Below are 12,050 nucleotides of genomic sequence, written 5' to 3' on the forward strand. Positions count from 1 at the left end.
CGCGGACGTTTGTCCATATTGCGACGCACAATTGGAGATGGCGCTCCGCCCGCCGATACACTGACACGACGTGGCCCGGCCCGGTGGATTACCGCGGCGGTGCCTGAACAATTCCTGATGTCAGTGAGCGAGTGAATGAGCCTTCTAGTCCAGAAGTTTGGTGGGTCATCGGTCGCGGACGCCGAAGGGATCAAGCGCGTTGCGCGGCGTGTCGTGAAGGCCCAGGCCGCAGGCAACCAGGTGGTGGTCGTTGTTTCGGCGATGGGCGACAGCACCGATGAGCTCCTCGACCTTGCCGCCCAGGTGTCCGGAACCTCCGATCCGCGTGAAATGGACATGCTGCTCAGTGCCGGGGAACGGATCTCCATGGCGCTCCTGGCCATGGCGATCCATGGGCTCGGGGCTTCGGCTCAGTCGTTCACCGGCAGCCAGGCCGGCATGATCACCGACGCCATCCACGGCAAGGCCCGCATCATCGACGTTTCCCCACACCGCATCCGCACGGCCATCGAAAAGGGCGACGTCGCCATCGTCGCCGGTTTCCAGGGCATGAGCCGGGACAGCAACGACATCACGACGCTCGGCCGCGGAGGGTCCGACACGACCGCCGTCGCCCTTGCTGCGGCGCTCCGGGCCGACGTGTGCGAGATCTACACCGACGTCGACGGCGTGTACACCGCGGACCCGCGCGTCGTTCCCTCGGCCCAGAAAATCGAAACCATTTCAAGCGAGGAGATGCTCGAGCTGGCCGCATCGGGGGCCAAAATACTTCATCTGCGAAGTGTCGAGTACGCGCGGAGATTCGGAGTTCCGCTTCACGTGCGGTCATCATTCAGCGACCATGAAGGGACATGGGTATTGCCCAGCCCCGACGACCAGATCAAGATTCAAGAGGGAGAACCCTTGGAACAGCCAATCATCTCCGGCGTCGCACACGACCGCTCGGAAGCGAAGGTCACAGTGGTCGGGGTTCCCGATATCCCCGGCAAGGCTGCCGAGATCTTTGGCATCGTCGCCGGCGCCCACACGAACATCGACATGATCGTGCAGAACGTTTCGACCCACGGATCAGGGCGCACCGATATTTCCTTCACCCTGCCCATCGTTGACGGCGCTCCGGCGCTTGCGGCGCTCGAAGCCGCCCGGGAACGGGTGGGTTACGAGTCAGTCGAGTACAACGAGAAGATCGGGAAGCTCTCACTCATCGGCGCGGGCATGCGCTCCAACCCCGGGGTGTCGTACAAGTTCTTCCGTGCGCTTTCGGACGCAGGGGTCAACATCGATATGATTTCGACCTCCGAAATCCGCATCTCCGTGGTCACGAGCGCCGAACTGCTCGACACAGCGGTGCGCGCGGTCCACGCCGCGTTCGAACTGGACGGCGAGGCGACAGCCACCGTCTATGCAGGAACCGGGCGCTAGGACTGCTGCTGCGGGTGCGGTTTGCGCACCGCGTAGTGATGGCCCTCCGAGTCTTCCTCGATCTCGAACCCGTCGAGTTGATTGTCGTTCTTGCCCTCAGCGGGGGGGTCCATGCTGCTGCGCTCGGCGGGGCCGAGGAAAATCCTGCAAAATGAATCGAGCCGGTTGTAGAACGGCTCGCGTGGCTTGCGCTCCCGTGGGGCGGCGGGGGTGTGTCTCATGCTGACCAGCTTCCTTGAACTGTGCACCCAACTGCTATACCGCAAGTTTACGCCCGTAGACGGCGAAAGGACCGGGGGTGTGGGCCCCCGGTCCTTCCTGTTCAGGCAGCTTCTACACCGCCCGCATGTGGTTCCCTAGCGCAGCAGCGAACCTCCGCCGCCGGCCTGGGAGCCGTCGATCACAACAGGCGCCTTGGCCGGTGCGGCTGCACTCCCGCCCACCTCAAGGCTGATGGCAGTCGAGGCCGCATCTCCGAGGAAGATGCGTCCGACGTAGCTGCCGGGCTCGAGATCCTTCCACGCCAGGTTGATCGTCGATTCCTTGCCGTTCTTGAGCTTCAGCGGGTCGGGGCTGACCGAGAGGTTGCCTTCATCCCCACCGAGCACCACGGCCTCGACGGTCGCAGCGGTTGCGGCTCCGTTGGGGCTGGCATAGAGGTTCGCGATGACCGTGTACGTTCCCGGTGCCGGGTCGTTCAGCAGGAGCGCCTCGCTCGCCGAAGCCGTTGCCGCCGAAAGGAGTTCACCGTTCGGGGCAATGACGTAGAGGTCGAAATCGGCTGCAGAGTCCGCCGAGTTCACGGCGAACCGTGCAAGCGACGTTCCTTCAGGAACCACGACCTCCTTGCGGGCGTTGCTGGCATCGTTCGCGTTGCGCAGCGGGCCGGGCACCAAGCTGGTCGGCGTCCGGTCGGCCTTTGCCAGGCCCTTGACCGAGAGGTCGACGGTGCCGGTGACGCCGGCGGTTACCTTGAAGGAACCCGTTCCGGTTCCGGTCTCCGAATACAGGGACACGACGTTGGGAACCACTGCGGTCACCGGGCGGACGACGACGGGAGAGACAACCTTTGTTCCCTGCGTTCCCGTCCAGGTCAGGTCGCCCATGGCGAACTGGTCCAGAGCTGCCGATGCGTTCTCGAAGGTCACCTTGAAGGTCTTGCGCTCGCCTGCGGCTGTGAAGTCCAGCCGGGCGGGAGCGACCTTCGCGGCGATGCCGGGAACGTTGATGTTTGCCGTGTAGCTGCCCGGAGCGGTTGCCGTGACCGTGCGGGTCACCGTCACCTGACCGGTGAGCTGGCCAACGGCGATTGAGGGTACGTTGACGTCCTTGGCCGTGACAACCTTGTTCTTCTTTACGCCCAGTTCAGCGCCGAGGCCCTGCAGGAAGGCGTTCCAGTGGCTCGCATCAGCGTCGTAGACGAGGCCGGGGTTGAGCATGGACCGCGGTGCGACGTGTCCGGCGCCCGTGGCGAACAGATCGGTGTTGATGCTTCCGTCCTCGTTCACCAGCTCGCCAGCGGTTGTCATCAGCGCCGACTTCACGGCCGCAGGCGACCAGGTCGGGTTCTTCGCCAGGATCAGCGCACCCAGTCCGGCCACCTGCGGGGCTGCCATCGAGGTTCCGGAAAGGAATCCGAAGTTCTCGCCCGTGCCTACCGGGGATACCCCAGCCAGCACGTTCACGCCGGGAGCCGTGATATCGGGCTTCAGCAGGTCGGAGTTCACCGCGAGCGACGGCCCGCGCGAGGAGAAGGCCGCGATCTGCGGGTCCGGTGACTCCGGAAGACCCGTTGTGTCCTTGCTGACAAGAGCGGCGGTCAGTGAGGGGTTGGCGGTGAGCTTTTCCTTGATTTCCGCGCCTTGGATGTGGACGGTGGGTACAGCGTGGAGGTCGAGGTCGAGGGAACCGGGGTTCACGTTGACGAGGACCATGCCCACACCGCCGGCCTTCTCGACGGTGGCGCTCTTGGCGACGCGGTCGACGACGCCGCGGTCGCAGACAACGATCTTGCCCTCAACCTTCACCGGGTCGAGTGAGTCCGGCTTGCACAGGGCGGCATCCGCCGGAGCGATTCCGGCGGCGGCCGCATTCGTGGCCAGGACGAGCGCGGTCTGGGGTACTTCACGGTTCATGACCGAGGTGCCTCGGTACTTGGTTCCGTCGGACAGCTCAACCGTGCCCTGGAGTTCGTGCGAGAAGGTGCTGGCAGCGACGGTGGTCAGCCAGGGTGAGCTGTGGTTGACCGTGCTGGCCGTGGGGCCGGAGTTGCCGGCGGAGGTCGACACGAAGATACCGGCCGAGGCGGCACCCAGGAACGCGAGCGCGACCGGGTCGGTGGTCGAGTTGTTGTTGCCCGAGATCGAGTAGTTCAGGACGTCAACGCCGTCCCGAACCGACTGCTCGATTGCGGAGACCGAGGCGGAGGAGTAGCAGTCGCCGGTGTTCGGGTCTGCATCGTCCCAGCACACCTTGTAGACGGATACGGCGGCCGCGGGAGCGACACCGGAACCCTTGCCGAAGTTCCGGCCGTCCACCGCGACGTCGACGCCGGCGTTGCCTGCCGCCGTCGAAGCGGTGTGCGTGCCGTGGGAATCGACGTCGATGGGCGAGATGCGCTCTTCCGGTGCGCGGCCCGAGCCGAAAGCGAGGAAGTCTTCCGCGAAGTAGCGGGCGCTGAGGACCTTGGAGTTGCAGGCGCTGCCGTCGAAGTCTTCTCCGACCTGGCATTCTCCGAGGAAGGTGCTGCCGTCCGCCTTGAGCATCGCGATCTTGCCCTCTGGCGTGAGGTACGGCTCGCCGACCGCCGGCTGCCCGGTCAGCGGCTTGACGGGCTCGCCCGTCAGGAACGCGTTCTCGGGGCGGTAGCCGGTGTCAATGACGCCAACGACCGTGCCCTTGCCTGCGTTCTCAACGCCGCCGAGCTGTGTTTCCCAGACTCCGCTCTCGCCGGTCAGGCCGAGGAATTCGGTGCTTGAGTAGTCAGGGCTCCTCCGCTCGTCGGGGGCCACAGCGTAAACGCCGGGGGCCTTGGCCAGCTGTGCGGCCTGCTCCGCGGTGAGCACGGCGGTGAAGCCGTTCAGTGCGGTGGTGAAGGAGGCGCGTACTTCGGCCTTCACGCTTGCAGCGACCGACTTCTGCTTCTGCTTCAGCCGCGCCTCGTACGCACGGGCGTTGGAGTTGATCGCGATCTTCTGGCCCTTGACGGGCTTGGTCGGCGCGAATCCCTCGGTGCCGCCCTCGTAGGAGGCCAGGGGGTGCTCCTGAAGCATGACGATGTAGCGCCCGTCCTGGAAGCTGGCGGGACCGTTCTGCAGTTGCGCGGGTGCCCGGGTGGGGGCCTGCGCCGCGGCAGGGGCCACAGTGGTGGATGTCACCAGTAGTGGCAGCCCCAACGCGATTGCCGTTGCTGCACGGAACGAACGGCTCCGCAGCCCGGCTTGTCCTCGTTGTGTCATTGGAAGATGTGCCTTTCATCAAGATCCGGGCAGGGCGGGAGCTGCCGTTTGCCCTCACGCTGTGGAACTCCAACAAGGACCCCGTTTGTGACTACTGTCACAACCGCCACAACAGACGCAAATTTACCGGAGTTGACGCTGATCCGGAAGCGGTTCCCTCGACTAACTTAAGGTTGACACCCGTGAATTGGTAAGGGCCTGAAGGTAGATAATTGGATAATGCCATCGGTATCGCACGTCCTTGAGGAGCACGAGGCGAAGCTCCTTGAACAGCAGCACCACGATCGCGTCCGCCGCTTCACCGAGCCCTACCTGCAGCGCAGGTCAACCGGCGCGAAGCACCCCGTTGAGGACTTCCTGTTCACCTACTACAACCAGAAGCCGGGTCAGCTTCTGCGGTGGCACCCCGGCGCCGGAATTGCGCTCACCGGGGCTCCCGCCGCCGAGCGGCGCTCCTGGAAGTACTACGGCTCCGTTGCCTCCCCGCAGGGCGCGGTGGCCGTCGACCTCGACTCCTTCCGGAGGGAGCGGGGCGAGACCCTGGAATTCACGCGGACAATCCTCGCCGGCACCGCGGCGCGGCCGGCACAGTTCGGGTGCTTCGGCCTCCACGAATGGGCGATGGCCTACAAGTCGCAGCTCAACGGGGTGCGCCACGAGTACCTGAACCTGCGGCTTGGCGCTGAGGGAACCGACGACGTCGTTGAGAAATCCAACATCCGCTGCACGCACTTCGACGCGTTCCGCTTCTACGCCCCCCAGGCCGTGCCCCTGAATGCCCTCACCCCCACGCGCCAGAACCAGCGCCACCTTGAGCAGCCCGGCTGCCTCCACGCCAACATGGATCTCTACAAGTGGGCCTATAAACTCAGCCCGGTTCTGCCCAGCGAGCTCGTTGTTGACTGCTTCGAACTCTCGTGGCGTATCCGGGTCATGGACATGCGCGCGTCCCCCTACGATCTAAGCGACTGGGGCTACACTCCGATCCGCATCGAGACCTCCACCGGCAAGGCCGAGTACACGAAGCTGCAGCGGGAATTCTCCCGCGAGGCCCAGCAGTTGCGTGAACGCTTGCTGCAGCACCTGGAGCAGGTCGGCGCCTGGGACACCGGTCCGCTGGGCCCGGGGCTCCCGCTGGATTCCGCACGGATGGGAACCGCACAGAAGTGAACACTGACGTGAAACGGTCAGCACGCGCCCGCCGCGGACTTGCTGCCGCGGGGCTCATCACCGCCGTCCTCGCCGGGTGCGCCTCACCCGGCGGACCGGCAACGCCTGCCGTTCCAACCAATGAGGAGACAACACCCATGGCCCCTGCAGATCCGCCGACCCGCCTCACGATCGTCGTGAAAGAGTCGGCCGAGGCCGAGCCCACCGAGTACATCCTCGAATGCGACGGCGCCACCCCCGGGAAGGCGAGCACCCTGCCGGATCCCGGGCCCGCGTGCGCCACCGTTGCCCGCCTTGGTGTTAGGTTCTTCACAGCGTTGCCGAGCAAGAACATGCTCTGCACCGAGCAATACGGCGGGCCGCAGACCGCCCGTGTCAGCGGAACCATCGATGGAGAGCCCGTCAACGCGGCATTCGCGCGCACCAACGGCTGCGAAATCTCGCGGTGGGACGCCGCAAAGGGCATCGTCGGGCCCGGCGGCAACTTCTAGGCGGCCCGGTGGCCTCTCCCCCACGTGCGGGGGCGGTGTGCGGGCCCGGTAGACTGGAAGGGCAAGCTCGCGGAGCGCCGGACATTTCAACCGACCCCAGGTCCACCCGGCGTGAGACGGCACTTCCGGGCCCCTGCATTTAATGCTGGCACCCCCAGCACTTGCCGCTTCACTCACAGGAGTTGCCGGATGCCCCGGATCGTTGTTGACGTCATGCCCAAGCCCGAAATCCTTGACCCGCAGGGCAAAGCCATTGCTGGCGCGCTCCCCCGCCTCGGACTCACCGGTTTTGCCGGGGTCCGCCAGGGCAAGCGCTTCGAACTCACCGTTGACGGCGAGGTGACCGAAGAAGTGCTCGAACAGGCCCGGAACGCCGCCTCAACCCTTCTTTCCAACCCGGTGATCGAAGACGTGACCCGCGTGGAGGTCATCGACGAGGACGCGAAGTGACGGCCGAGACCCCCTTGATCGGCGACTTCCAGCCGTTCCCCTCGTCCTCGAACGAGGGCGCGCTCGCCGGCGTGCGCGTCGGCGTCGTCACGTTCCCCGGCACGCTCGATGACCGGGACGCAATGCGCGCCGTGCGGCTTGCCGGCGGCTCAGCCGTGTCGCTCTGGCACGGAGACCACGACCTGCGCGGCGTCGACGCGGTCATCATCCCCGGCGGGTTCTCCTACGGCGACTACCTGCGCGCCGGAGCGATTTCCCGCTTCGCCCCGCTGATGGAGCAAATCACCGCGGCAGCCACCGGCGGCCCCGGCGCGCTGCCCGTCCTCGGGATCTGCAACGGATTCCAGGTCCTCACCGAAGCCCACCTGCTGCCGGGCTCGATGATCAAGAACAACTCCCTCCACTTCCTGTGCCGTGACCAGCGGCTGCTGGTCGAAAACAACGACACCCTGTGGACCTCGGACTATAGCGCCGGCGACGAGATCGTTGTGCCGCTGAAGAATCAGGACGGTCAGTTCGTCGCGGACGAGAAGACACTCGACGAGCTCGAGGGCGAAGGCCGCGTCGTGTTCCGCTATGTCGGAGGCAATCCCAACGGATCCCGCCGCGACATCGCCGGCATCTCAAACGCCGCCGGCAACGTCGTCGGGCTCATGCCGCACCCCGAACACGCAGTCGAGGCCGGCTTCGGCCCCGACTCCTCGGCCCGCGGCGACGTCGACCTGCGCGGCGGCACCGACGGGCTCGGCATCTTCACCTCGGTACTCAAGAAGTTGGTAAGCAAGTGAGCGAAAAGCTGATCGCCAAGACCTCCCCGGCCGACAAAAGTTTCAATATCGAAAAAAGATTCAATATCGACACGGTCGCCAACGCCGAAGCAACCCCCGGCCAGGCCCTGCCCTGGGCCGAACTCGGCCTCAAGGAGAACGAGTACGCCCGCGTCGAGGAGATCCTCGGCCGCCGCCCCACCGGCGCCGAGCTGGCGATGTACTCGGTGATGTGGAGCGAGCACTGCTCCTACAAGTCCTCCAAGGTGCACCTGCGCCAGTTCGGCGAGAAGGTCACCGACGCCATGAAGGAGCACCTCCTCGTGGGCATAGGCGAGAACGCCGGCGTCGTCGACATCGGCGACGGCTGGGCGGTGACCTTCAAGGTCGAATCCCACAACCACCCCTCCTTCGTTGAGCCCTACCAGGGCGCAGCGACAGGCGTGGGCGGAATCGTCCGCGACATCATCTCGATGGGCGCCCGTCCGGTCGCCGTCATGGACCCGCTGCGCTTCGGCGCCATCGACCACCCCGACACCGCGCGCCTCGTCCACGGCATCGTTGCGGGGATCGGCGGCTACGGCAACTCCCTTGGCCTGCCCAACATCGGCGGCGAGGTGGTCTTCGACTCCTCCTACCAGGGCAACCCCCTCGTCAACGCCCTCGCTGTCGGCGTCCTGCGCCACGAGGACATCCGCCTTGCCAACGCCACGGGCGCCGGCAACAAGGTTGTGCTCTTCGGCGCGCGCACCGGCGGCGACGGCATCGGCGGAGCATCCGTGCTCGCCTCGGAATCCTTCGACGACGCCAAGCCCTCGAAGCGTCCCGCCGTGCAGGTAGGTGACCCGTTCGCCGAAAAGGTGCTCATCGAGTGCTGCCTCGAGCTGTTCAAGGCCTCGGTCGTCGAGGGCATCCAGGACCTCGGCGCGGCAGGCATCTCCTGCGCGACGTCCGAGCTTGCATCGAACGGCGACGGCGGCATGCACGTCGAGCTGACGAAGGTCCTCCTGCGCGACCCGACCCTGACCCCCGGCGAGATCCTCATGTCGGAGTCGCAGGAACGCATGATGGCCGTCGTGACCCCGGAGAACGCCGAGGCGTTCGAGGCGATTCTGGACAAATGGGACGTCGAGTACTCCTGGCTGGGCGAGGTCACCGACACCGGCCGGCTCATCATCGACTGGGACGGCGAGACGATTGTCGACGTCGATCCGCGCACCGTTGCCCATGACGGCCCCGTCTACGAGCGGCCCTACCACCGGCCCGAGTGGCTCGACGGCGTGCAGGGAAACTCCTTCGTAGGAGAGCCCGAGGACCTGCGTGCCGCCGTGCTCGAACTGATGTCCTCCCCGAACATGTGCTCCAAGGACTGGGTGACCAACCAGTTCGACCGTTACGTCCAGGGCAACACGGCCCTTGCAATGCCCGACGACGCCGGCGTGATCCGCGTCGACGAAGAGACGGGCCTGGGCGTCGCGATCTCCACCGACGCCAACGACCGCTACTCGTACCTGAACCCTTACGAGGGTGCGCGGCTTGCCCTCGCTGAGGCGTACCGCAACGTCGCCACCTCGGGCGCCAAGCCCCTGGCCGTCACCGACTGCCTCAACTTCGGCTCCCCCGAGGACCCCGAGGTGATGTGGCAGTTCGCAGAATCGGTCCGCGGGCTCGCCGACGCGTGCCAGGAACTCGGCGTTCCGGTCACCGGCGGCAACGTCTCGCTCTACAACCAGACAGGCGGCGTGGCCATCCACCCCACCCCGGTCGTGGGCGTGCTCGGCGTTTTCGACGACGTCGCCCGGCGGACCCCCTCGGGCTGGCGTGAGGACGGGCAGGCCATCTACCTGCTCGGCACCACGCGGAACGAACTCGACGGTTCGGAGTGGGCGAACCTCCGCGGCCACCTCGGCGGCACGCCGCCGGTGGTGGACCTGACGGCGGAGAAGACCCTCGCCGCCGTGCTTGTGAACTCCTCGCGCGACGGCATGATCGACGCCGCCCACGACCTCTCCGAAGGCGGGCTCGCCGCCGCCCTGTCCGAGGCGGCGCTGCGCTTCGGCGTCGGGGCCCGCATCGGCATCGACGAGCTCTGCGAGCGCGACGGCATCGATCCGTTCACGGCACTGTTCAGCGAGAGCCAGGGCCGGGCCATCGTGAGCGTTCCCCGCTCTGAGGAGGTGCGCTTCAACGACATGTGCACCGCCCGGAACTATCCGGCGCTGCGCATCGGCGTCGTCGACACCGAAAACTCCGCGCTCGACGTCCAGGGGCACTTCACCCTGCCGCTGGCCGAACTGAAGGAAGCCCACGAGGCAACCCTGCCGAAGCACTTCGGCTAGGCGGATTCGCCCGGAACGGCAGGCCATCCCACGGCGGGATGGCCTGCCGTTTCTTCGTTGCCCGGCCCGCAATTCGGCCGTATTCTGGGTGTCCGGGAGGCCTTGGCGGGGAATCCCGGTGGGGCAAGAGCCAACTGAAGAGGGGGAGCTGTGACTCAGAAGAAGTCGTGGAGTGAACTCAAGCCGCGGGAGCGGAAAGCAATTGCCGTTACCGGGGTGCTTCAGCTCGCGCTGCTCGCCGCAGCGTTGACCGACCTCGCCCGCCGGCCCCAGAGCGGAATACGCGGCAAAAAGCCCGCCTGGGTTGCCGTCTCGTTCATCAACTTCGCCGGACCCCTCGCCTATTTCCTTTTCGGCCGCCGGTAGGGCCAAACGCCCGCTGCGGCCCCACACTTCTATTCGCATGCATGTCGTTTCGATGGCAAAGGAGCCCTCATGACAACGAATGTTTTCATCAACCTGCCGGTCACCGACCTTGAGCGGTCGAAAAAGTTCTACACCGATCTCGGCTGGACGCTGAACCCGGCCTTCACCGACGACAACGGCGGCGCCCTGATGGTCAGCGACACCATCTACGTGATGATCCTGACGCATGAGAACTACAGCCGCTTCACGGACAAGGAGATCGCCGACAGCTCACGGACCTCCGCTGTGATCAACGCGCTCAGCGTCGATACCCCTGAGGAAATCGACACCTTCGTGGATACCGCAGTGCAGGCGGGAGCCGTGGAGGGCAAGGCCCAGGACTACGGCTTCATGCGCTCCCGTGCGTTCAGCGATCCCGATGGGCATCAGTGGGAGGTCCTGTGGATGGACCCGATTGCCTCCTCCGGCGACTGGGAGGCGGTATCTCAGAAGTATCCCCAGGCGGGGTCCGCGCAGATGTAGCGTGAGCGCCCGACCCCGGCCCCGTCCAATCTGATCCCGTCCCCTGAACGGGCAATCAGTGGCAGGATGGAGCCACACACAGGAGGCACCATGAGCGAGGCCAAACGGCAGGTATCCAAAGCGGCAGACGCCGCCGAAGAAGCCACCGATTCCAAAGGATTCATTCTCGCCGCGAGGGCAGGGTATGCCGCGGCGGGCCTCCTGCACCTGCTGATCGGCGTGATCGCGCTGCGCATCGCCACGGGGGGTTCGGGAAGCGCCGATTCAAGCGGCGCACTGCAGCAGCTCGCCTCGGGACCGGGCGGTAAGTTCCTCCTCTGGGCCTGTTTCCTCGGCTGCATTGCCCTCGCCCTGTTCATGGCCAGCGACGCCATCCTCGGGTCCCGCCGCCTGCCCAGCGCTGATCGGGCAAAGCACGCGGCAAAGGCCGGCGCCCAGGCCGTTGCCTATGCCGCCATCGGGGCCGGTTTCGGCGTCTACGCGTTGGGCGGATCAAGTGACAGCAGTTCATCAACGCAGTCGGCGAGCGCGTCCCTCATGGCGAGCCCGGCCGGAGTGGCACTCCTTTTCGCCATCAGCGCCGCCCTCGTGGCAACCGGCGGCTATTTCATCTACAGCGGGGCCACCAAGAGGTTCCAGCGGAACCTCACCCGCCTCCCACCGGGTTCCGCGGGATCCGCAGTAAGCACCCTGGGCACCGTCGGCTACATCGCCAAGGGAATTGCGCTCGTCGTCCTCGGCGTCCTGCTTGTCATTGCCACATTGAGGCACAATCCAGAGGAGTCGACGGGGCTCGACGGCGCCCTCAAGTCCCTTCAGGAGCAGCCGTTCGGCGTCTACATCCTCGGGGCCGTCGCCATCGGGCTCATCTGCTACGGAGTTTTCGGAATCGTGAGGTCGAAGTACCAGCGCATGTGAGGTTCCGGCCCTAGCCGCCCCTTCTCGGGCGGCCGGAGCCGCTTCCCCGGTCGGGCAACCCCTGTCCGCCTTGACACCCTTCACCCTCGATGTAATCTGTATCACAGCAGAAAACCGGTTTTTTAGCTCACAGGGCAGGGGGCGCGC

The 12,050-nt window shown here is 65.9% G+C and carries 11 protein-coding genes; 9 read left to right on the forward strand and 2 right to left on the reverse strand.

Annotated elements, in window-relative coordinates:
- Positions 1-135 precede the first annotated feature (135 nt).
- Positions 136-1,422, forward strand: coding sequence for an aspartate kinase (locus tag AC4D2R_RS10720; RefSeq protein ID WP_490939971.1), 1,287 nt, complete (start codon positions 136-138; stop codon positions 1,420-1,422).
- On the opposite strand, the gene AC4D2R_RS10725 is transcribed toward AC4D2R_RS10720, so the two are convergent.
- Positions 1,419-1,643, reverse strand: a complete 225-nt coding sequence (locus AC4D2R_RS10725) for a hypothetical protein (protein WP_490939972.1) — start codon at positions 1,641-1,643, stop codon at positions 1,419-1,421. The two genes, AC4D2R_RS10720 and AC4D2R_RS10725, sit on opposite strands and share 4 nt — an antisense overlap.
- 135 nt (positions 1,644-1,778) lie before the next feature.
- Complete coding sequence (locus AC4D2R_RS10730; protein WP_490939973.1) at positions 1,779-4,880, reverse strand: S8 family peptidase; 3,102 nt, start codon at positions 4,878-4,880, stop codon at positions 1,779-1,781.
- 219 nt (positions 4,881-5,099) lie between these two features.
- Between AC4D2R_RS10730 and AC4D2R_RS10735 the strand changes: the two genes are divergently transcribed.
- From AC4D2R_RS10735 to AC4D2R_RS10770, 8 genes are all read left to right on the forward strand, one after another.
- Positions 5,100-6,050, forward strand: a complete 951-nt coding sequence (locus AC4D2R_RS10735) for a 3-methyladenine DNA glycosylase (RefSeq protein WP_490939974.1) — start codon at positions 5,100-5,102, stop codon at positions 6,048-6,050.
- A gap of 8 nt (positions 6,051-6,058) precedes the next feature.
- Complete coding sequence (locus tag AC4D2R_RS10740; RefSeq protein ID WP_490902604.1) at positions 6,059-6,541, forward strand: serine protease inhibitor; 483 nt, start codon at positions 6,059-6,061, stop codon at positions 6,539-6,541.
- Positions 6,542-6,730: 189 nt separating this feature from the next.
- Positions 6,731-6,991, forward strand: coding sequence for a phosphoribosylformylglycinamidine synthase subunit PurS (gene purS / locus AC4D2R_RS10745; RefSeq protein ID WP_490902605.1), 261 nt, complete (start codon positions 6,731-6,733; stop codon positions 6,989-6,991).
- Entirely contained in the window at positions 6,988-7,779 is a 792-nt protein-coding gene (purQ, locus tag AC4D2R_RS10750) for a phosphoribosylformylglycinamidine synthase subunit PurQ (protein WP_490939975.1), read from the forward strand. The genes purS and purQ overlap by 4 nt, the downstream gene beginning before the upstream one ends.
- A complete protein-coding gene (gene purL / locus AC4D2R_RS10755) occupies positions 7,776-10,097 on the forward strand; it encodes a phosphoribosylformylglycinamidine synthase subunit PurL (protein WP_490939976.1) in 2,322 nt (773 codons plus the stop codon). The genes purQ and purL overlap by 4 nt, the downstream gene beginning before the upstream one ends.
- A 150-nt stretch (positions 10,098-10,247) precedes the next feature.
- Positions 10,248-10,463 (forward strand): PLD nuclease N-terminal domain-containing protein, encoded by a 216-nt coding sequence (locus AC4D2R_RS10760; RefSeq protein ID WP_490939977.1) that lies wholly within the window; start codon positions 10,248-10,250, stop codon positions 10,461-10,463.
- Positions 10,464-10,532: 69 nt separating this feature from the next.
- Entirely contained in the window at positions 10,533-10,985 is a 453-nt protein-coding gene (locus tag AC4D2R_RS10765; RefSeq protein ID WP_490939978.1) for a VOC family protein, read from the forward strand.
- Positions 10,986-11,075: 90 nt separating this feature from the next.
- Positions 11,076-11,903 carry a DUF1206 domain-containing protein gene (locus AC4D2R_RS10770; RefSeq protein WP_490939979.1) on the forward strand — a complete coding sequence of 276 codons (828 nt, stop codon included), beginning with the start codon at positions 11,076-11,078 and terminating at the stop codon, positions 11,901-11,903.
- The last annotated feature ends 147 nt before the right edge of the window (positions 11,904-12,050 follow it).

The organism is Arthrobacter sp. TJ-217, assembly GCF_058269255.1.